The following is an 18,739-nucleotide window of genomic DNA, read 5'->3' on the forward strand; positions in this document are numbered from 1 at the left end:
CATGTCATAAATCAGCGAAGGCGGGGTCGTCCACAGTCATCGCTCCCGTTGGCACTATTTGCGAGGGCGATATCGCGCATTTGATGGCATAGGCCTCGACGCCTCGCACGGTCGCCCGTTCGAATGCACGAGCATAGACCGGATCGAGTTCGCGGCATATGCGGAACACATCGCAATCAGGTCTTTGGACAAGGTAGAGCATGATTGCGCGGTGGCCGGCCACCACCATGTCGCCGAGTTCCTCGAGATGCTTGGCACCGCGCTCAGTCGGGCTGTCGGGGAATTCGGCGAGACCCCGGTCACGGCTGAAGTGGACGTTCTTGACCTCCACATAGGCAAGGCCCTTCGTCGGGTCGCTGAGAAGGATATCGATCCTGGAATTGCGGCCGTATCTCTGCTCGCGTCGAAGTGTCTCGTAGGTGTGAAGATCACCGACGAGTTCAGCGGCGATCGCTTCCTCGGCAAGCCGGTTCGGCAAGCCTGTGTTGATGCCGACGAGTGTTCCGTCCGCTTCGACGATCTCCAGCATATGGCGGTATTTCCGTGTCGGGCTGTCGTGCTCCGAAAGCCAGATCGGGGAACCCGCGGTGGTCAATCCGCGCATCGAGCCGGTGTTCGGGCATGAGCCGGTAATTTTCGTTCCATCGGCAAGAATGGCGTCAAAAAGAAAGCGCTTGTAGCGCTGCACAAGCGTTGCTGGAACGAGCGGACGGGAGAAGTTCACGAGTGATCCGATCAGGCGCGGGCGCGTACGTAGGAACCCGGCGCTTCTTCAAGCGAGTTGAGCGGGCCGCCGGGCTTTCGGGCCGGAACGCGTTTCCTGTCGAGCTTTTCTGCCCAGCTGTGCCAATGCGGCCACCAGGAGCCAGGTGTTTCCTTCGCCTTGCTCAACCACTCGTCGATGTCGCCCTTGGCAGGCCCCCCGGTCCAGTATTGATACTTGCTCCTGTCCGGGGGGTTGACGACGCCGGCGATATGGCCGGAGCCTGACAGGACGAACGTGACCTTGCCGCCGAAGCAGCTGCTGCCAAGGAATACCGATTTGGCGGGGGCGATATGATCTTCCCTCGTCGCCAGATTGTAGATCGGGATCTTGACGTCAGCGAGCGATACTTTCCGGCCGGCCAGTACCATCTCCCCTTTGGAGAGCTTGTTCTCCAGGTAGCAGTTGCGAAGATAGAAAGAGTGGTTGGCTGCCGGCATCCGGGTTGAATCGGAGTTCCAGTAAAGCAGGTCGAAGGGCAGGGGCTCCTGTCCCTTCAGATAGTTGTTGACGAAATATGGCCAGATCAGTTCCGAGGCCCGGAGCATGTTGAAGGCGGTGGCCATCTTCGAGCCTTCCAGATAGCCGGTCGCACTCATATTCCGCTCGACCTGGCGGATCTGATCATCGTCGACGAAGACCTTGAGGTCGCCCGCATAGGTGAAGTCCACTTGCGTCGTGAAAAGCGTCGCCGAGCGGATACGGTCATCGCCTTCGGCGGCGTGCAGCGCCAGCGTGGCAGCAAGCAATGTGCCGCCGACGCAATAACCGATGGCGTTCACCTCGCGTTCGCCGGTCGCCTGCTCGATGATATCGAGAGCGAAGCCGATGCCTTCGCGCGCATAGGCCTCCCAGTCCTTCGAGGCATGGCGCTCATCGGGATTGACCCAGGAGATGACGAACACTGTGTGGCCCTGATCGACCGCCCATTTGATGAAAGATTTCTGCGGGTTGAGATCGAGGACGTAGAATTTGTTGATCCACGGCGGGCAGATCAGCAAGGGCCGCTTGAGCACGGTCTCGGTGCTCGCCTCATACTGGATGACCTGGCAGACATCGCTCTGCGCGATCACCTTGCCAGGCGTGATCGCGATGTTTTCGCCGATGGCGAACTTGCTCGTATCCGTCTGCCGCAACTTGAGATCACCGCGCCCGGCCGCGATGTCTTCCGCGAGCATCTGCATGCCCCTGACGAGGTTGGCGCCGTTTGACGCCACGGTTTCGCGATAGAGCTGCGGGTTGGTCGTGATGAAATTGGTCGGCGAAAGAGCGCTCGATATCTGACGAACGTAGAAGGCCGCCTTGTGCTTGGTGTGATCATCGAGCCCCTCGGCATCGTTGACCATTCGCTCGGCCCAGTCCGAGGTCACCAGGTAGGCCTGGCGAATGAAGTCGAAGAAAGGATTCTTCACCCAGTCCTCGTCCGCAAAGCGCTTGTCGGTGCGCTCGAGACTTGTCGGGTCGGTCGTGATGTCGCCGGCCATGCGCTGGAGGCTGCGCGACCAGATGTCGAAAAAACTGCCCATGAGATGCGTCTGGGCTTCCAGCGTTCGACGCGGATCGGAGAGCCAATACTCCGATATCTTGGACAACGTCTTGACCATGTCGGAAACGGGCTCGGCGAAAGTATGGCTCCTCTCGCCAGCTTCGCGCGGGGCAAGCCATGCAGAGGCTGCCTTGCCGAGTTGTTCTGCTGCGCGGGCCAGATTGACGGCCAGGCTTTCCGGGTCCTTCACGATGTAGGGCTCGACCGATTTCGGATCAAAGCCGGCAAAACCGCTTTTAGTACCGCCGTCCTCGGCCTTCCTGTCTGCTGTCACCCGGCGTCCTCCACAGCATCTTATCTGTTTTGCATTTTTACATTCTGCCCGAAAATGATTACAAGAGCTAGAGCGTTCAGCTTTCCAATGGAATCACAGGAAGCAAGTAAATCGCTTTGAATTCAAGTGGTTAAAGTGTCATCGGCATGTCTTTTCCGGGCGTGTGGTGCACTGGTCCATCCTCGCGCCGCAAAACAGGGGTCATCGCCAGCATGCTTGTCGTCGGAAAACAGGGCTCGATTTCTTGGGTTTTGGGTTTGCTCCTTGCGGGCACCCTTGCCGGATGCAGTTCAACGGCGGAACTCGCCACGTATCCGTCCGTCTATGGGCAAAAGCCGGCCGCCACTCTGCAAATGACCGACGAGGAGGCGGTTTCGATGCAGTCCCAGTTGACGGCGCTTGGTGCTGCCCGCAAATCCGGCGCAATTTCCGAGGCCGAATACCAGCGGCGCTTGAGGGAATTGCAGTTGCTGGCCGAGCAGCACGGTGCCGATACGCTGAAACAGATCGAGAATTAGCGCTTGCCTTTCACGTGATTTGGACGCAAAGCGTTCAATGGCCGTGATGGCGGCCATTCACCACCGCGTTTGCTTTCGCGAAAGCCGAACGGCTCGTGGAGGCTTGCGCCAAGCGAGGTTTGGAGATGGAAGAGTTTCATAAAGTCCGGCGTTTGCCGCCCTATGTTTTCGAACAGGTCAACCGTTTGAAAGCAAGCGCGCGAGCGGCCGGTGCTGACATCATCGACCTCGGCATGGGCAATCCGGATCTTCCCACACCGCAGTCGATCGTCGACAAGCTCTGCGAGGTCGTCCAGGACCCGCGCACGCATCGTTATTCCTCGTCGAAGGGCATCCCGGGGCTGCGCCGCGCCCAGGCCGCCTATTATGCCCGCCGCTTCGGCGTCAAGCTCAACCCCGAGACCCAGGTCGTCGCGACGCTTGGCTCGAAGGAAGGCTTCGCCAACATGGCGCAGGCGATCACCGCACCCGGCGATGTCATCCTTTGCCCGAATCCGACCTATCCTATCCACGCCTTCGGCTTCCTGATGGCAGGCGGTGTCATCCGCTCCATCTCGGTCGAACCCGATGACAGCTTCTTTGCGCCGTTAGAGCGGGCTGTACGGCATTCGATCCCGAAACCTCTGGCGCTGATCCTCAACTACCCGTCGAACCCGACGGCGCAGGTCGCCTCGCTCGACTTCTACAAGGAAGTGATCGCGTTTGCGAAGAAGCACGACATCATCGTGCTCTCGGATCTCGCCTATTCGGAAATCTATTTCGATGACGCGCCGCCACCCTCCGTGCTGGAAGTGCCTGGCGCGATCGACGTGACGGTCGAGTTCACGTCGATGTCGAAGACGTTCTCCATGCCCGGCTGGCGCATGGGCTTTGCCGTCGGCAATGAACGGTTGATCGCAGCGTTGACGCGGGTGAAGTCCTATCTCGACTATGGCGCGTTCACGCCGATCCAGGTTGCCGCGACACAGGCGCTCAACGGCGATGGCAGCGATATTGCCGAGGTGCGCAACATCTACCGGCGCCGGCGCGACGTGATGGTCGAGAGTTTCGGCAAGGCCGGCTTCGAGGTGCCACCGCCGCCGGCGACCATGTTCGCCTGGGCAAAGATCCCGGAGAAGTTCCGTCATCTGGGTTCGCTCGAGTTCTCGAAGCTCCTCGTCGAAAAGGCGGACGTCGCCGTGGCGCCCGGTATCGGCTTCGGCGAGCAGGGCGACGACTACGTCCGGCTGGCGCTCGTCGAAAACGAACACCGGATCCGACAGGCGGCACGCAACATCAAGCGCTTCCTGTCCTCGGCGGACGAGACGATGCACAACGTCATCTCGCTTAACGCACACCGCTAGGAAATCGGATAAATACCGATAAACAAACCAGAATAGCCCTGCCGCATTGGCGGGGCCTCTACATGTTAGGAACTTGCTATGGCAGATGCCCTCAAAATCGGCATTGCGGGCTTGGGGACGGTCGGTGCCTCGCTCGTGCGGATTCTCCAGGATCGTCATGAGATGCTGGCAACCACATGCGGGCGGGCGATCGAGATCATGGCCGTGACTGCGAGGGACCGGTCCAGGGATCGCGGTGTGAACCTCTCGGAGATCAAGTGGTTCGACGATGCGGTATCGCTGGCGTCCGAGGCGGACATCGATGTCTTCATCGAGTTGATGGGCGGTGCCGGAGATCCGGCCTATTCAGCCGTGAAGGCTGCGTTGCAGCGGGGCATTCATGTGGTCACCGCCAACAAGGCACTGCTCGCCGCGCATGGCATCGAGCTCGCGGGCATTGCCGAAGAGCATGGCGCACTGCTCAACTATGAGGCAGCGGTTGCCGGCGGCATTCCCGTCATCAAGGCGCTTCGCGAATCGATGACGGGCAATACCGTATCGCGCGTCTACGGCATCATGAATGGCACCTGCAACTACATCCTGACCAAGATGGAGAAGGAGGGGCTTTCGTTCGAAGACTGCCTGAAGGAAGCACAGCGCCTTGGCTATGCCGAGGCGGATCCGGCCTTCGACATCGAGGGCAACGATACGGCGCACAAGCTGTCGATCCTGACCAGCCTCGCCTTCGGTACCGCAATCGCTGCCGATGACATCTATCTCGAAGGCATCACCAACATCTCGATCGAGGACATCCAGGCGGCCGCCGACCTCGGCTACCGAATCAAGTTGCTCGGGGTCGCGCAACGCACCGAAAGCGGCATCGAACAGCGCGTTCATCCGACGATGGTGCCCTACGATTCCGTCATCGCACAGGTCGACGGCGTAACGAACGCGGTTGCGATCGAGTCCGATATTCTCGGCGAACTGCTGATGGTCGGCCCCGGCGCCGGCGGCGATGCGACCGCCTCGGCCGTGCTCGGCGACATCGCCGATATCGCCAAGAGCCGCCCGGGCGCACAACACGTACCGGCTTTCGGGCGCCCGGCGACCGCACTGTTGCCCAACAAGCGGGCCCGCATACAAAGCCACGAAGGCGGCTATTTCATCCGGCTGAAAGTTCTCGACCGCACCGGCGTCTTCGCCAATATTGCCGGGCATATGGCCGAAAACGATATCTCGCTCGAATCGATCATGCAGCACTCCAAGCACTATGTGGATTCTGCGGAGCCGAAGACGATCATCCTGGTGACGCATGCCACATTCGAAGCTTCCGTGCGCAAGGCGATCGTTGCGATCAAGGGCGAGGGCTATCTCGTTGGCGAACCGCAGGTCATCCGTATCGAACGGCCAAAGGCCGTGTGATCGCCGCTCGGCACATTAAATCTGTTGAGAAACGGCTCCGACGGGCATCTGGCCCGCCGGAGCCGTCTTCATGCGGGTTCTTCCAGCCTGAAATGTCCGCTAAGAACAGGGGACTGCAGGCGGGCGAATAGCATGGACGTATTGGCGGATCCGATCCAACGGGCATTTCTCGGCGTGGAACGCTCGGTGAGCGGGCAGCGCTGGGTGTCACGTCTGGATCAGGCCGGGCAAAATCGGGCACTAGCGATCAGCCAGGTACACGGCTATTCCGAGATGATTGCCCGCGTGCTCGCAGGCCGCGGCGTAGCGCTCGACGATGCCGCCGCCTTTCTCGACCCGACGCTCCGCTCTCTGATGCCGGATCCGGACACCCTGACCGACTGCCGCAAGGCGGCCGAGCGGCTGGCGCTGGCGGTGCGCCGCCGCGAGAAGGTGGTTATATTCGGGGATTATGACGTCGACGGCGCTGCCTCCTGCGCGCTGATGGTCCGATTCCTGCGCCACTTCGGCATCGAAGCCGACATCTACATTCCCGATCGCATCTTCGAGGGTTACGGCCCGAATCCGCAGGCAATAGAGCAACTGCTCGACAACGGTGCCGGCCTTATCGTCACTGTCGACTGCGGTTCGACCAGTCACGAGTCTCTCGCTGTTGCCGCCGGACGCAGCGTCGACGTCGTCGTCATCGACCATCATCAGGTGGGCTCTTCCCTTCCGCCGTGTCATGCGCTTGTCAATCCGAACCGCGAGGACGACTTGTCCGGGCAGGGGCATCTCTGCGCCGCAGGTGTTGTCTATCTCGTGCTCGTCAACACCCTGCGGGTGCTGCGCGGCCAAGGGGCCCCGCGCGCCGCTTCGTTCGATCTGTTGTCGCTGCTCGATCTCGTCGCGCTGGCAACGGTCTGCGATGTCGTACCGCTCAAGGGGCTCAACCGCGCCTATGTCGTCAAAGGCCTGATCGCCGCGCGGCATATGGGCAATCCGGGGCTTGCGGCGCTCCTCCGCAAGGCTGCAATTGGCGGCCCTGTGACGCCCTATCATCTTGGATTCCTGATCGGTCCGCGCATCAATGCGGGCGGGCGTATCGGCGATGCGGCTCTCGGCAGCCGGCTGTTGACGCTTGACGATGCCGCAGCCGCGGAATCGATCGCGGGCCGGCTCGACGAGCTTAACCGCGAGCGCCAGGCAATGGAGGCGGCAATGCTCGCCGAGGCCGAAGCGGAGGTGCTGGCGGAGTATGGGACTGGCGAGGCGGCCTCGGTGATCATTACGGCGCGGGAAAACTGGCATCCGGGCATCGTCGGGCTCATTGCCGCGCGCATCAAGGAGAAGTTCCGTCGGCCGGCTTTCGCGATTGCCTTTGACCCAAGTGGGCGAGGGACCGGCTCGGGGCGTTCGATCAATGGTTTCGACATGGGCAGGCTGGTGCGGGCGGCGGTCGAGAGCGGTCTCCTCTTCAAGGGTGGCGGCCATGCAATGGCGGCCGGCCTGACCGTCGAGCGCGCGAATCTCGGCAGACTTCGTCAATTCTTTGAAGAGCGTGCCGAAACTGTCGTGCGCGATCTGGTTTCCGCCGAAACGCTGAAGGTCGACGGAGCACTTGGGGCGTCAGGCGCGACGATCGAGTTGGTCGATCTTCTGGAGCAGGCCGGTCCCTACGGTTCCGGGCATCCGCAGCCGATCTTCGCCTTTCCGCAGCACCGGCTGCGCGACTGCCGGCAGGTCGGCTCCAATCACGTCAAGGTAACGCTGGAGGGCCAGGATGGCAGCCGGATCGACGGTATTGCCTTTCGCGCCACGGAAACGCCGCTGGGCGACTTCCTGCTCGGCAGCCGCGGCTCGACCATTCACGTCGCTGGATCGGTTTCGGCGGATCTTTGGCAGGGAACCCGCCGCGTCCAACTGCGCGTGACGGACGCCGCGAAGGCCACCTGATCGCATTCGTCGCGATAACAGCCCCACCTTCCAAATCAGCGACTTGGAAGAGAAACCTCAATAAGTTTGTGAGGAGAGAATGGCACGCCCAACGGGACTCGAACCCGTGTTTCCGCCGTGAAAGGGCGGCGTCCTAGACCGCTAGACGATGGGCGCCCAAGACGAGGTGGCTTATAGAGAAGCCTTGTGGTTCCCGCAAGTGATCAGCTGCCGCCAATTCGATTTTTCTTGCGGAAAACTTCTTGAAAGTTTTCGGTCTTCTTCAGGCAAGCATAAACGCGATGCGACAACGCAACCCTGAAGTATCCAGAACTATATCGAAGAAGGAATGGCACGCCCAACGGGACTCGAACCCGTGTTTCCGCCGTGAAAGGGCGGCGTCCTAGACCGCTAGACGATGGGCGCCCAAGACGAGGTGGCTTATAGAGAGCGCTTCGGATTCCCGCAAGCGGCTAAATTCATTTTTCTCAAAAAAATGACGATGCGATCGAACGGGCTTTCTTCGGGCGCTAAGGTTAGCCTTTACGTCTGCGGCAGCGCCAGTTCCAGTCCCGCTCAGGACCGATGTCGATGTGGACCGATTCCGTGTGGCAGTAGGTGCCGACGCCGCCGCGACCCGGAATGCTGCGCAGGAAGCTCGCGAGCTCCCACTTGTTGACACCCTTGATCTGTATGTCGGCCGCCGCGCACTGCGTGTGGAGAGATTGGCGTTTCCGGTTGACCTTGATCGCCCGGAGCCCGGAGGTCACCATTACCTTGCGGCCGTAGTGCCTCTCGACCGTCTTCAACATCTCGAGAAGCTCGGGCTTGAAGCAGCCGGTTTCCACTCTCTCTGTTTGCAGGATGAGGCCATTCGGCGCGAGACGCGCAAGCCCGGATAACGCCGCCGTTTCGACGGGTGCGTCCTCCTCGTCGGCAACGTGAGCTTCATGCTCCATGCTGAACAGGGGATTCATGTTGACGCCAGGCAACGACGCGTAGGCGAGGGAGGCAACCTGTGGCTGGCGCGCATTGCTGGCTGTGATCGTTTTCTTCTCGCTCAGCCGGGCGGTGCGTTCGCCGTCGGAGCGCGGCTTCTCCTTCCGCTTCGGAGCAAAGAGGCTCGCGAGCGTCCAGGTTTTGCTCGTTTCCTGCGTCTCGCTCTCTTTTCTCTCTGGATCGACAGGCTGATTGGGATTCGTTTGCTGAAGCGCCGCTGGATTCACCGAGGCAACTTCTACCGGCTGAAGCTCGGCCGGCATCTTGCCGGACAACGCCGCCTGTGCGCTGAGCGGCAACGGAACGGCGACCGGAATGTCGTTCCCTTCCGCTGTCGCAGGTCCGTTCGCTGCCGTCTCCGCAACGGTCTGCGCTTCAGCCGGCGCTTCATTGCTTGCGCCCTGTTGGGAAGGGGCGGCCGGTTCGGCCATGGTTTGCCCGTTGCTGAAGAGGCTGTTCGTTGTTGCATTGACCGCCGTTGGCTGGGGCAGGACACCGTTACCGGGCGCTGCAACTGCCGCTTCGTCGGCGTCGTTTTGGCCCTCGGCCGTGGCGGTGGGGTTTTGTCCATAAATGCTGGCCGATGTGGCGCGCAGGCCGGTGCCCTGCATCGTCAACGCTTGCTGTGTCGCCTCTGGACCGGTCTGGGCAGCGACGCCCGGCGCCTGCTGCGCCCCGTTGGCGGAGCTGGCCGCAAGCTCCGCTTCGCCGGCGTCGCCTTCGGCCTCGGCTGTCTGCGACGGTGTCGTCGATTGTTGCGGTTTCAGTGAAGCCGTTGTCTCGTCGCCAGCCGACGACATGCAACCTGCCAATGCGAACAATGATACGGATAATGCCGCCGCGCGCCCGAATGTCAGGAACGCGCACTTCGCCTCCAGATGTTGCAACGTCTTATCCCCGCTCTCCGTGCACGCTCGAGGCTTTCCCCCTCGTGCATGCATTAAGTCTCAGTTCCGAAACATCGCCCCAGAACAAACAACTCATTTTCCTCGCGGCGAGCAAATAGGCTCGCCACGGGAAAGGTCAGGCCAAGTAAAGGGCTTTGACGCGCAACTGGTTGCGAAGCAGAACCCCATTTCAACGTCTGGTGCGCAAAGTTAATGAACCTCGCCCAAATTGTAAACCTGGGCTAACCTTTTTGCACCTTCACAATAGATATGCGAAGGCCCGGCATCTGGCCGGGCCTTAAGACCGCTCGTCGATGTTCGGGCCTTGCCTTGTGTCATGCCACACGGGTCAAACCGCTGGCACGGTTCAGACGCTAGTCAGCCGGAATTGCGCGGAGCTTACCAGCTGCCGGTATTGCCCATGGATGCCCACGGCTCCTGCGCGGGCAGGTTCTCGCCCTTTTGCAGGATCTCGATCGAAATTCCGTCGGGCGAGCGCACAAAAGCCATGTGTCCGTCGCGGGGCGGACGGTTGATGGTGACGCCATTGTCCATCAGGTGTTGGCAGAAGCCGTAGATGTCGTCCACTTCATAGGCGAGATGACCGAAGTTGCGACCACCGCTGTAGTCCTCTGTGTCCCAGTTGTAGGTGAGTTCGAGGCAGGGGGAGCGTTCGTCGTTCGCCCGGTCGAGGTCGCCAGGCGCGGCAAGGAAGACGAGCGTGAATCGGCCTTTTTCGTTTTCGTACCGGCGTATTTCCTTGAGGCCGAAGAGCGTGCAATAGAAGTGCAGAGCCTGGTCCAGGTCTCTTACACGAACCATCGTGTGCAGATAGCGCATTGGGTTGTCCCTGTTTCTGAGAATATGGCGTATACTTAACCTGCAGCAAGCCAGAGGCAAGGCTGCGTCCCCATAAATGACCCCGGCCAAAATATGTCGTGGGACTTGCGCAGGCGCGGCGGGACGATGTTATTCTGGTCAATAAGAATCAGTTAACCGTATCAAGAGTTGCGCGTAAACGAGGGGCTGGGAGAATGGCGGATAGAACATCTTCGAAAGACGTCATCCACAATGACGACTTTGGCAATGACGCCCTTGACCTCATCGAAATTACCGGCGTTATCAAGTGGTTCGACGTAGCGAAAGGCTTCGGGTTCATCGTACCTGACAACGGCATGCAGGACGTTTTGCTGCACGTGACCTGTCTGCGGCGCGACGGCTATCAGACGGTTCTGGAGGGTGCGCGCGTTGTCGCTCTTGTTCAGAAACGGGACCGCGGATACCAGGCTTTCCGCATTCTTTCCATGGATCAGTCGACCGCCGTTCACCCGTCGCAGCTTCCGCCGGTCAGAACGCATGTTCAGGTCACGCCGACCAGCGGCTTGGAACGAGTGCTCGTCAAGTGGTTCAACCGCACCAAAGGCTTTGGCTTCCTGACGCGCGGCGAGGGCACCGAAGACATCTTCGTGCATATGGAGACGCTGCGCCGCTTTGGGCTTACGGAGTTACGGCCCGGGCAGGTGGTTCTGGTGCGCTTCGGCGACGGCGAAAAAGGTCTCATGGCTGCGGAGATTCATCCGGACGGCCCGACGCCAACCAGCCGGTCCCACTGATGATCCCGTCTCCCCGCATTTTTGCAAGAAGCGCCGTCACGGCGCTTTTTTTGTTGTCGCTGCTCGTCTCCGCCGTCTCCGCCGACATTTCCTTTGCCCGCGACAAGCTCCGCCTCCTGACAGGCGCCGGCCCCCGCGATCTGACGGTTGAACTCGCGGTCGATCCGGCCCAACGCGAGCAGGGGTTGATGTATCGCCGACAGATGGCGCCGGATCACGGCATGCTGTTCGATTTTGGAGAGACGCGCCGGGTGATGATGTGGATGAAGAACACTTACCTGCCACTGGATATGCTCTTCATCGCCCGCGATGGAACAGTTCGCACGATTCATGAGAATGCCGTGCCGTTGTCCGAGGCGATCATCGATTCGGGTGAACCGGTGGCATTCGTGCTCGAACTCAACGCCGGAACCGTGAGGCGCCTCGGCGTAAAACCTGGCGATCGGCTCGAGGGCTCCCGGATTCCGGCCACGAACTGAGTGCGTCGGGTCTCCCCGTGCCCTTCAACTGGGCACGAAAATTCATGTTGCAGGCACGAGGCGAAGCGTGTATCTCCGGGCCTCGTTGGCACGGAGTGTAGCGCAGTCTGGTAGCGCATCTGGTTTGGGACCAGAGGGTCGGGAGTTCGAATCTCTCCACTCCGACCACTAAATTCTCTGATTTATTTTCCTGTTTCTCGCCGCCGTGGCCGGAATTTGTGGTGCGGTGCCGCAATAGTAAGTTCTCCGACGCTCCGGTTCCGCCGGTAAGTAAGCAGCCGAGTCGCGGTGTCGGGAGCGAGTTTTCGATGCGGCACGCATGCTGTCGGAAAAGCCTCATTTTCGGTTCATTGGTCATTCCGTTTTGGATCAATCTGCGCTAAGGGAAGACACGAGGCGCGGGCGAAAGCCCGCTGCGCTGCTGCATAATTTCTTAATCGGAATCGATTTAGACTCAGGAATCATGCAGCAAATCAAAGTGTTTCAGCGATCGTTGGCGTCTGAGAAAGGCGCAGCGCTGCGATGGGTAAACGGGAGCCGTTCGAAACAATGTCCGCGAAGATCTATCGTCCCGCAAAGACAGCCATGCAATCCGGCAAGGCCAAGACGAATCTGTGGGTGCTGGAGTTCGATCAGGAAAGGCCGCGTACCATTGATCCGATCATGGGATACACAAGCTCCGGCGATATGCGCCAGCAACTGCGTCTCACCTTCGAAAGTGCAGAACAGGCCATCGCCTACGCCGAACGCAACGGCATCGATTACCGGGTGATTGCGCCGAAGGATTCGACGCGCAAGAATGTGTCCTATTCGGACAACTTCCGTTTCAACCGGATGCAGCCCTGGACCCATTGAGGTTCCTGGGAAGTCCGCGAGAGGGCGACGCCCAACGGCCCCTTAGCTCAGTTGGATAGAGCACCTGCCTTCTAAGCAGGTTGTCGCAGGTTCGAATCCTGCAGGGGTCGCCAACTTTCCAATATTGTCTCGTCCAGCCGAACAGCGCAGCAAGTTCATGAGCCGTCGCGCCCTCGTCGGCTAGTGGTCCCGCGATCCTGTGGGTGGTTTCATCGTCGCGCGCTCGCGAGGTGCATCTCCGCCAGCAGGTAAGCGGCACTTCTGACCAACTGTTCCTTCTTCGAATCGGCGGCCGCATCGCCGATAAAGCTCCACCGCGACTATCGCCGCCGCCGCTCCCTGTGTTTTGCTATTTTCTCCGGGGGGTCGATGAACAGCACGATTACAACCGCTGCTGCTACGAGCACGTAAGAAGGGATGCCTGTTCCTGCGCTCGCAAGTGCGGCGATCAGCATGGCAGCCGCAATATAAAGGACAATCGATGCGGGGCTGGATATAGCTCCCCAAGCGAAACTGGAAATGCGATCTCTCCATTCCGCGTCCGAAAAAGCCATAAGTAAAGATCCCCGTCGAACTGTCGTGAGGTGGTCGGCGACATTCGTAGCGCATCGTCGCCGCAACATCGTCGACAAACCATATCGCACCTGGCGGCACGGCGCGTCGGACCTTTGGACGTCCAAACGCAGCCCGGCGCCGGACTAAAGTCCGATATAACGTTGTCGCAGTGCAGCCACAGTTAACGAGCCTTGCCAAGGTCGGAGCATTGCCCTTGGCGCGCTACAGGGGGCTCTGGTAAGCTCGTTGAACAGGGAGCGAGCGGGGACGATCCGCTGACGTTTAATCTGCCATAGGAATGGCCGCGCGGTGCGGAAGGACCAAGCTGGGAACCTCCGGGCTGCAACTTTGTTAGACCGGTCAGGAGGAGCGCATGCCGCCACCAAAAGAGATGGACTTCGTATTGGCCAGTCTTCCTTTGAGGATAGGGACCTACGTTCCTGATGATCTCCTCGAAGATTGGTTCGCTCCCGGTACGGGAATGAATCCGCCGGCTCAGGCGGCATTGGCGGAAGCTGCGTCTTACGGCCGGCAATTCGAGTGCGAGTTCAAGCATTATCCCGAGCGCAAGGAAGGCGTTTTCTGGAAATGGGTACCAGCAATCTGAATGAGGGCAATCTGGAGGCGAAGGCCATTGCCGCGGTTGTCGAAGAACTTGAACGGCAGGCGGCCGAGAATCCCTCGAAACTGCGTGTCAGCCGTGCCGGAGACAAGCTCACGGTCGATGGTGAAATCGATGTCGACGCGGTCGTGATGGTGGTCGTCGGATCGATGGCAGGCGGTCCATAACCGGCAAGTAGCCATGGTCGGTCGGCCCGCGCTCGCCCACGGCGTTCCCGAGCGGGCCATCATTCATCGCACACACGTTCTCGCATGATCCGAGAACTCACCCCCAGTCCGCGATGGCCGACGGCAACACCGACAAATGTTCCCATTATGTTCTCGTCGAGCCAGCGGTTTTCTGGAACTTTATCCGCTCCAGCACCGTTCAAGTATCAGTTTAGCGGCAACTTAAATGAGGATATGGAGGAGAAGCCATGAACATTGGCAAGGTTCTCGCGACCGGATTGATTATGGCCGGCGCCCTGGCGGCCCTGCCATCTGCTTCGCCGGCCCAGTCTCTGGACTTGTACATCGGCCCAGGTGGTCCTGACGTGCAGATGCGTGACCGACGGTATGATGACGATTATCGACCTTATCGCGGCTGCAGCGAACGGCAGGCTATTCGCCGTGCCTACAGGCTGGGGCTACGTGATCCCGAGATTGAAGCGATTACGCGCAGACAGGTCGTCGTGGACGGCGTCGGTCGCCGGGGTCGATACACGACCGTGTATTTTGCAAATCGACCAGGCTGCCCTCGCATAGGCTGACGCCTGTTGGTTCGGTGATTTTTCCCTGATCCCCTAGCGGATCAGGGAAAGTCGTGTTCTGTGACGAGCCGGCTTGATGTCGGGCACAAGGATACCGCCCTCAATAAGTCGACAATCGTCGTCGGGCTCGGAAACAACGCAGATCTAAGACGCGACCAGTTTCTGCTCCCCAGAAGTCCGGCCACAGTTCTCCTCTGGTCTGTAGACTTCCCCATCGAGACGCGACTGATCTCGTGCGCGATGCGGTTTCACTGCCGCGCTCGTTCATACTCGGTTCAGTTGCCACAAGGAAAGATCGCCTCATCGGAAACAGATTCGGTGATACGATGAAGAAAATCGGCACATTGATCCTTGCGGCTGTTACGGCATTTACAAGCTATGCACCGGCTCAGGCCATGCCCTTTGCGCCAGTGTCGCAGTCCAACTCGAGCGGCATAGACTTGGTCCACCACAGGCCATGGCACCACGGTGGACCGCGTTGGCGCGGGTACGACGGGCCTCGCTACGGTCGGTACAACGGTTATCGTGGTTATCGCTATCGCCGCGACGGTTATCGCCGGCACAGTGACGGTTGGTGGTATCCGTTGGCAGCGTTCGGAGCGGGCGTGGTCATTGGAGGTGCAATCGCGGCACCACCGCCGCCGCGACGCGTCTATAGGGACTTCAGCCGAGCCCATGTGGATTGGTGCTACGCCCGATATCGTTCTTACCAAGCATACGACAACAGCTTCCAGCCTTACTACGGGCCTCGCCAGCAGTGTATCTCACCTTACTACTGAGCGTACTCGAAGCCGCTGATTGTTATATGTTTCGCTGAACACGGATCGGCGATTCAAAGGTGTCACAGCGCCGCATGCCTCAAAGGGATGCGGCGCTTTTGCGTTCAGCGCAGCGAGCAGGAATGCTTACTGTGTTGTCGCGGGTTGCTGTGGCGTTGCCGGTTGCTGTGGCGCTGGTTCCGTCGTCGTCGGAGCAGGAGCCGTCTCGGTTGTCTGTGGACCGGTTGCTGGCATCAGATACATCACGGCAAGGACGATAAGCGCGACAACGATGATGCCGATAACCACATTTCTGTTCATGGCGGCTCCCTCCTCAGGTTGGTCGTCTCACCGTGAATATTGGAGCCAGCAGTCGGATTTTTCAACCAGTAGAATTGAAGGCGTCCTCAATCTACCGAAGACTGCACTCGGATTTCGAGCCACGCGAACGGTGTCGCATGGCGTTGTGGTCGCGGAATCCACTTTGATCCGCAGTGCGTTGACAGCGACGAGTGCGCGGCTGAAGAGATCGATGTTCGGCGGCCGCAAGGTCCCGTCAGGCCGGAAAATCGCCGCTAACCCGTCGCGACAATTCAGGTTCATGCCGTACAGCCGGGTCGTTGCTAGCGGCCTTCGCCCCTATTCGGCCTTTGGCGGAGCCCGTCGGTCGAGCAGTTTCTGGAAGATGTCCGCCTGTTTTTCCGCAGCTGAGCGGATCGCGGCGAGGTGATCGAGCATCGAGCCGAAGGCAACCAGAATGAGGCCGCCTGCAATTGCCGGAAACGCCCAGGGGAGCACCGCCAGCAGGGTCCTGATATCGAGAGAAGGTATAAGCGTCATCGCCAGCAAAGCGAGCGTGCCGATCGTGATGATGCCACCCAGAAATTCGAGAAACTTTCCCATTGCTCCTCCCGTTTTTCCACCCCTTCGTGCGTGGCTCCTCCAGCGCCGCGTCTCACCGGATGCGCAAAGATCGCTGTAGCACTTTGAATTCCCGCATGTTTATCCTTAACAATAGGGCAATATTGCTTGACATCTTGCGCCCGGCTGGTGGTCTATCCTCAGAAAAAACCCCCGGGGGTAGAGCCGGGGGTGTTGATCGGGCCGATCGCAGGCGTCAGAATTTCACTCCGACGCCGACTGTGAATTGGTGTTGGTCGAGATCGACATTGACGCCACCCACATCCTTGTCGCCGAAATCATTGTAGCGATACTCGGCCCGACCGAAGACACTGTTGGTGAAGCCGTAATCGACGCCGGCTCCGATGGTCCAGCCGTTGAATGTCTCCTTCTCCTCCGAAGCGCCGGCAACATCGACGAAGCCGCGGGTCACCGCCCAGCCGCCGGTCGCGTAGAGCAGGGCTTTTTCGTTGAACGTGTAGCCGACGCGCCCGCGCACCGATCCGGAGACATCGGTGCCGACTTCCGTATTCGCGCCGAAGACTGTGAAGGTCTTGTCGTTCCAGTTGTAGGTGACGTCCCCTTCGATGCCGAAGACCCAGTCACCATGCTGGTAATTGTAACCAGCGAACGCGCCGAAGAGGCCGCCGTTGAAGTCTTCCGAGGCACTTGCCCCGGGGACGCTTAAATCGCTGTTGAGCCATCCGCCGCCGCCTTGAAGTCCGACATAGCCGCCGGTCCAGACGAATGTGGGGGCTGCTTCGACAACCGGCGCGGGCGCTGGAGCCTCCGTCAAGTCTGCTGCGTGGGATGTCCCTGCCAACAGCGACGCGCCGAAGATCGCAACAAGCACATTTCTGATCATCACAAATGCCTCCTGTTGTCCAACTGACGATATCAACTAATGGGCGACGAGTCTGCCAAAAATCAGGTGGGCCGAATCATGTGCATTCGCACAAAGAAAAAAACGGACCGGCGGGTTTGAATCCGGCCGGCCCGTCCCGGAAAAATCGCGGAAAGGGGAACGTCTCTGCGCGGGGCTGCAAACGCCGCGCGAAGGGAGATCGATTGCCTGTCGATAATGCCTGAAAGCCGTTTTCGGATTTGACATAAGCCGCATAAAATTTGACGTTATCCGCATGAGGGAACGTATTGAAAAACAATCTCCGATTGAGGTCGTGGTTGTCGTCCTGCCCGAGTCGTCGATCATGTCGCTGGCCTCTGTGCTGGATCCGATGCGCGCCGCAAATCGGGTGGCCGGCAGACAGGTCTTTCGCTGGCGGCTTCTGTCCGGGGACGGAGAGGCGGTCATGTTGACCTGCGGCGTGCCAATCAATGTCGACGGCCGATTCGCGCCGCCGCTCGGCGGTGATCTTCTCCTCGTGATCGGCGGCTTCAATCTCCACCGGCATGTCGGCAAGCGGTTTCTCGCCACGCTGCAGGAGTGCGCTCGCCATTTCGACATTGTGGCGGGCATCGAGTCCGGTTGCTGGCTGCTCGGTCGATCAGGACTTCTCAATGGCCGCAAGGCAACGGCGCATTGGGAAGAGCTCGAGGATTTCAGCCAGACTTTTCCTGCGCTTACCGTCATCGGTGACCGCTTCGTCACCGACGGCAAATATTGGACCTCCGGTGGCGCCTCGCCGACGTTCGACATGATGTTGCATCTGATCACCGAGAGGTTAGGCCCCGCTTTGGCGCTCGATGTTGCCAGCATCTTCGTTTACGACCAGATGCACAGCGCCACCGATGTGCAGCCCTTCGTGTCGCTCGGCCGCATCGAGGCCCGAGATCCCGAGCTCGCCGGCGCAATACGGCTGATGGAGCGCACCTTGGAGCGACCGATGACCGTGGCGGCGCTGGCACGGCGGTTATCCATCTCGCGGCGCAAGCTCGAACTCCTTTTCGCGAAAGGGCTCTCGATCAGTCCTGCGGCCTATTATCTTCGCCTTCGGCTTCAGGTGGCGCACCGGCTTGTTCGCGATTCAGGGATTCCGATTCGGGATATCGCGCTGCGCTGCGGCTTCGACAGCCTCTCTGCCTTCTCGCGCGCCTACAGCCGCGAATATCAAACAAGCCCACTGAAGATGCGAAGTGCCAATCGCGAAGAAACTGCTCTGCGTGCCGAAGCGGTGGCCGGTCGCAAAGCACGGATGAAACCGCTACGGATGTCAGACACGGGTTGAGGTGTCCTCAACGGGACGACTGGGCCGAATCGATCGCCGCGCAGGCCCTTTCGAACTCTTTGACCGTTTCCGGTGTATTGTCTTCGGGCAAGACGGCGTCGGCGGCATCGGCCTGACCTGCGACATCGCTCTCATAGACATAGGATTGAATGTAATAGGCGATCGCACCTTTCCAGACCCTGCGGCCGTCTATCTCCTCACAGGCAACCGCGTTCTCGAAGTCCGCTTGCAACTCTTCCACCGTAGCGACATTGGAGGGTACGTTCGTGGGCGCCAGGAGCGAAGCGACGAACAGGGCGGTAAACATCATGGCTGTCCTTTTGACGCAAGCTGCAGGGAAAACCGTTGGAAGGTTCGTTGGTTCCATCCGATAGAGAA

At 59.9% G+C, this 18,739-nt stretch carries 20 protein-coding genes and 4 tRNA genes; 14 read left to right on the forward strand and 10 right to left on the reverse strand.

From position 1 onward, the window contains the following. Positions 1 to 4: 4 nt before the first annotated feature. Both sfsA and phaC read right to left on the reverse strand, forming a co-directional pair. Positions 5 to 724 (reverse strand): DNA/RNA nuclease SfsA, encoded by a 720-nt coding sequence (gene sfsA / locus ILFOPFJJ_RS22480; RefSeq protein ID WP_173512777.1) that lies wholly within the window; start codon positions 722 to 724, stop codon positions 5 to 7. A gap of 11 nt (positions 725 to 735) precedes the next feature. Beyond that, positions 736 to 2,583: a poly(3-hydroxyalkanoate) polymerase subunit PhaC gene (gene phaC, locus ILFOPFJJ_RS22485; protein ID WP_173512778.1), complete on the reverse strand. Its 1,848-nt coding sequence runs from the start codon at positions 2,581 to 2,583 to the stop codon at positions 736 to 738. A 212-nt stretch (positions 2,584 to 2,795) separates the two neighbouring features. Here phaC and ILFOPFJJ_RS36245 point away from each other — a divergent pair, with 212 nt between their 5' ends. From ILFOPFJJ_RS36245 to recJ, 4 genes are all read left to right on the forward strand, one after another. Then, a complete protein-coding gene (locus tag ILFOPFJJ_RS36245) occupies positions 2,796 to 3,101 on the forward strand; it encodes an SHOCT domain-containing protein (RefSeq protein ID WP_173513325.1) in 306 nt (101 codons plus the stop codon). A 125-nt stretch (positions 3,102 to 3,226) separates the two neighbouring features. After that, entirely contained in the window at positions 3,227 to 4,444 is a 1,218-nt protein-coding gene (locus ILFOPFJJ_RS22495) for an LL-diaminopimelate aminotransferase (protein ID WP_173512779.1), read from the forward strand. A 78-nt stretch (positions 4,445 to 4,522) separates the two neighbouring features. Further along, positions 4,523 to 5,845 carry a homoserine dehydrogenase gene (locus ILFOPFJJ_RS22500; protein ID WP_173512780.1) on the forward strand — a complete coding sequence of 441 codons (1,323 nt, stop codon included), beginning with the start codon at positions 4,523 to 4,525 and terminating at the stop codon, positions 5,843 to 5,845. A gap of 132 nt (positions 5,846 to 5,977) precedes the next feature. After that, on the forward strand, positions 5,978 to 7,780 hold the full coding sequence (gene recJ / locus ILFOPFJJ_RS22505; RefSeq protein ID WP_173512781.1) for a single-stranded-DNA-specific exonuclease RecJ: 1,803 nt from the start codon (positions 5,978 to 5,980) through the stop codon (positions 7,778 to 7,780). Positions 7,781 to 7,860: 80 nt separating this feature from the next. Here the strand turns inward: recJ and ILFOPFJJ_RS22510 are convergent. The 4 genes from ILFOPFJJ_RS22510 to ILFOPFJJ_RS22525 form a co-directional block, all read right to left on the reverse strand. Then, positions 7,861 to 7,936, reverse strand: a tRNA-Glu gene (locus ILFOPFJJ_RS22510). Between the two features lie 173 nt (positions 7,937 to 8,109). Then, positions 8,110 to 8,185 (reverse strand) — tRNA-Glu (locus ILFOPFJJ_RS22515). Positions 8,186 to 8,295: 110 nt separating this feature from the next. After that, the gene (locus tag ILFOPFJJ_RS22520; protein ID WP_173512782.1) at positions 8,296 to 9,645 is read right to left on the reverse strand and encodes a YcbK family protein; all 1,350 of its coding nucleotides are present in this window, start codon (positions 9,643 to 9,645) and stop codon (positions 8,296 to 8,298) included. Between the two features lie 399 nt (positions 9,646 to 10,044). Continuing rightward, complete coding sequence (locus ILFOPFJJ_RS22525) at positions 10,045 to 10,485, reverse strand: VOC family protein (RefSeq protein ID WP_173512783.1); 441 nt, start codon at positions 10,483 to 10,485, stop codon at positions 10,045 to 10,047. 194 nt (positions 10,486 to 10,679) lie between these two features. Between ILFOPFJJ_RS22525 and ILFOPFJJ_RS22530 the strand changes: the two genes are divergently transcribed. The 9 genes from ILFOPFJJ_RS22530 to ILFOPFJJ_RS22570 all read left to right on the forward strand — a co-directional run bounded on the left by ILFOPFJJ_RS22530 (position 10,680) and on the right by ILFOPFJJ_RS22570 (position 15,296). After that, the gene (locus tag ILFOPFJJ_RS22530) at positions 10,680 to 11,258 is read left to right on the forward strand and encodes a cold-shock protein (protein ID WP_173512784.1); all 579 of its coding nucleotides are present in this window, start codon (positions 10,680 to 10,682) and stop codon (positions 11,256 to 11,258) included. Beyond that, positions 11,258 to 11,737: a DUF192 domain-containing protein gene (locus ILFOPFJJ_RS22535; protein ID WP_173512785.1), complete on the forward strand. Its 480-nt coding sequence runs from the start codon at positions 11,258 to 11,260 to the stop codon at positions 11,735 to 11,737. The genes ILFOPFJJ_RS22530 and ILFOPFJJ_RS22535 overlap by 1 nt, the downstream gene beginning before the upstream one ends. A gap of 91 nt (positions 11,738 to 11,828) precedes the next feature. Continuing rightward, positions 11,829 to 11,905, forward strand: a tRNA-Pro gene (locus ILFOPFJJ_RS22540). A gap of 381 nt (positions 11,906 to 12,286) precedes the next feature. Beyond that, complete coding sequence (locus tag ILFOPFJJ_RS22545; protein WP_173512786.1) at positions 12,287 to 12,592, forward strand: ETC complex I subunit; 306 nt, start codon at positions 12,287 to 12,289, stop codon at positions 12,590 to 12,592. A gap of 36 nt (positions 12,593 to 12,628) precedes the next feature. Continuing rightward, positions 12,629 to 12,705: transfer RNA gene (locus ILFOPFJJ_RS22550), tRNA-Arg, on the forward strand. A gap of 815 nt (positions 12,706 to 13,520) precedes the next feature. Next, a complete protein-coding gene (locus tag ILFOPFJJ_RS22555; RefSeq protein WP_173512787.1) occupies positions 13,521 to 13,754 on the forward strand; it encodes a hypothetical protein in 234 nt (77 codons plus the stop codon). Continuing rightward, positions 13,736 to 13,936, forward strand: coding sequence for a hypothetical protein (locus ILFOPFJJ_RS22560; RefSeq protein WP_173512788.1), 201 nt, complete (start codon positions 13,736 to 13,738; stop codon positions 13,934 to 13,936). The genes ILFOPFJJ_RS22555 and ILFOPFJJ_RS22560 overlap by 19 nt, the downstream gene beginning before the upstream one ends. Before the next feature lie 248 nt (positions 13,937 to 14,184). Then, positions 14,185 to 14,517, forward strand: coding sequence for a hypothetical protein (locus tag ILFOPFJJ_RS22565; protein WP_173512789.1), 333 nt, complete (start codon positions 14,185 to 14,187; stop codon positions 14,515 to 14,517). Positions 14,518 to 14,843: 326 nt separating this feature from the next. Next, positions 14,844 to 15,296 carry a BA14K family protein gene (locus tag ILFOPFJJ_RS22570; RefSeq protein ID WP_173512790.1) on the forward strand — a complete coding sequence of 151 codons (453 nt, stop codon included), beginning with the start codon at positions 14,844 to 14,846 and terminating at the stop codon, positions 15,294 to 15,296. Positions 15,297 to 15,422: 126 nt separating this feature from the next. On the opposite strand, the gene ILFOPFJJ_RS22575 is transcribed toward ILFOPFJJ_RS22570, so the two are convergent. The 3 genes from ILFOPFJJ_RS22575 to ILFOPFJJ_RS22585 all read right to left on the reverse strand — a co-directional run bounded on the left by ILFOPFJJ_RS22575 (position 15,423) and on the right by ILFOPFJJ_RS22585 (position 17,040). Next, entirely contained in the window at positions 15,423 to 15,596 is a 174-nt protein-coding gene (locus tag ILFOPFJJ_RS22575) for a hypothetical protein (protein ID WP_173512791.1), read from the reverse strand. 318 nt (positions 15,597 to 15,914) lie between these two features. Continuing rightward, positions 15,915 to 16,178, reverse strand: a complete 264-nt coding sequence (locus ILFOPFJJ_RS22580; RefSeq protein WP_173512792.1) for a hypothetical protein — start codon at positions 16,176 to 16,178, stop codon at positions 15,915 to 15,917. Positions 16,179 to 16,392: 214 nt separating this feature from the next. Then, complete coding sequence (locus tag ILFOPFJJ_RS22585; RefSeq protein WP_173512793.1) at positions 16,393 to 17,040, reverse strand: outer membrane protein; 648 nt, start codon at positions 17,038 to 17,040, stop codon at positions 16,393 to 16,395. Positions 17,041 to 17,314: 274 nt separating this feature from the next. On the opposite strand from ILFOPFJJ_RS22585, the gene ILFOPFJJ_RS22590 reads away from it, so the two are divergent. Then, entirely contained in the window at positions 17,315 to 18,361 is a 1,047-nt protein-coding gene (locus ILFOPFJJ_RS22590) for a GlxA family transcriptional regulator (protein ID WP_210267529.1), read from the forward strand. Between the two features lie 7 nt (positions 18,362 to 18,368). Here the strand turns inward: ILFOPFJJ_RS22590 and ILFOPFJJ_RS22595 are convergent, their stop codons facing one another. Beyond that, positions 18,369 to 18,668 (reverse strand): hypothetical protein, encoded by a 300-nt coding sequence (locus tag ILFOPFJJ_RS22595; protein WP_173512794.1) that lies wholly within the window; start codon positions 18,666 to 18,668, stop codon positions 18,369 to 18,371. Between the last annotated feature and the right edge of the window lie 71 nt (positions 18,669 to 18,739).

Origin of the sequence: Sinorhizobium psoraleae, assembly GCF_013283645.1 — a bacterium.
GTDB classification, from domain to species: Bacteria; Pseudomonadota; Alphaproteobacteria; order Rhizobiales; family Rhizobiaceae; genus Sinorhizobium; species Sinorhizobium psoraleae.

Bases quoted from the DNA above. Each gene is read 5' to 3' on its own strand.
- ILFOPFJJ_RS22575 (WP_173512791.1), bottom strand. From the start codon at position 15,596: ATGAACAGAAATGTGGTTATCGGCATCATCGTTGTCGCGCTTATCGTC.
- ILFOPFJJ_RS22525 (WP_173512783.1), bottom strand. From the start codon at position 10,485: ATGCGCTATCTGCACACGATGGTTCGTGTAAGAGACCTGGACCAGGCT.
- ILFOPFJJ_RS22530 (WP_173512784.1), top strand. From the start codon at position 10,680: ATGGCGGATAGAACATCTTCGAAAGACGTCATCCACAATGACGACTTT.
- ILFOPFJJ_RS22560 (WP_173512788.1), top strand. From the start codon at position 13,736: ATGGGTACCAGCAATCTGAATGAGGGCAATCTGGAGGCGAAGGCCATT.
- ILFOPFJJ_RS22545 (WP_173512786.1), top strand. From the start codon at position 12,287: ATGTCCGCGAAGATCTATCGTCCCGCAAAGACAGCCATGCAATCCGGC.
- ILFOPFJJ_RS22555 (WP_173512787.1), top strand. From the start codon at position 13,521: ATGCCGCCACCAAAAGAGATGGACTTCGTATTGGCCAGTCTTCCTTTG.
- ILFOPFJJ_RS22595 (WP_173512794.1), bottom strand. From the start codon at position 18,668: ATGTTTACCGCCCTGTTCGTCGCTTCGCTCCTGGCGCCCACGAACGTA.
- ILFOPFJJ_RS22580 (WP_173512792.1), bottom strand. From the start codon at position 16,178: ATGGGAAAGTTTCTCGAATTTCTGGGTGGCATCATCACGATCGGCACG.
- ILFOPFJJ_RS22500 (WP_173512780.1), top strand. From the start codon at position 4,523: ATGGCAGATGCCCTCAAAATCGGCATTGCGGGCTTGGGGACGGTCGGT.
- ILFOPFJJ_RS22570 (WP_173512790.1), top strand. From the start codon at position 14,844: ATGAAGAAAATCGGCACATTGATCCTTGCGGCTGTTACGGCATTTACA.
- ILFOPFJJ_RS22495 (WP_173512779.1), top strand. From the start codon at position 3,227: ATGGAAGAGTTTCATAAAGTCCGGCGTTTGCCGCCCTATGTTTTCGAA.
- ILFOPFJJ_RS22590 (WP_210267529.1), top strand. From the start codon at position 17,315: ATGAGGGAACGTATTGAAAAACAATCTCCGATTGAGGTCGTGGTTGTC.
- ILFOPFJJ_RS22565 (WP_173512789.1), top strand. From the start codon at position 14,185: ATGAACATTGGCAAGGTTCTCGCGACCGGATTGATTATGGCCGGCGCC.
- ILFOPFJJ_RS36245 (WP_173513325.1), top strand. From the start codon at position 2,796: ATGCTTGTCGTCGGAAAACAGGGCTCGATTTCTTGGGTTTTGGGTTTG.
- recJ (WP_173512781.1), top strand. From the start codon at position 5,978: ATGGACGTATTGGCGGATCCGATCCAACGGGCATTTCTCGGCGTGGAA.
- ILFOPFJJ_RS22535 (WP_173512785.1), top strand. From the start codon at position 11,258: ATGATCCCGTCTCCCCGCATTTTTGCAAGAAGCGCCGTCACGGCGCTT.
- ILFOPFJJ_RS22585 (WP_173512793.1), bottom strand. From the start codon at position 17,040: ATGATCAGAAATGTGCTTGTTGCGATCTTCGGCGCGTCGCTGTTGGCA.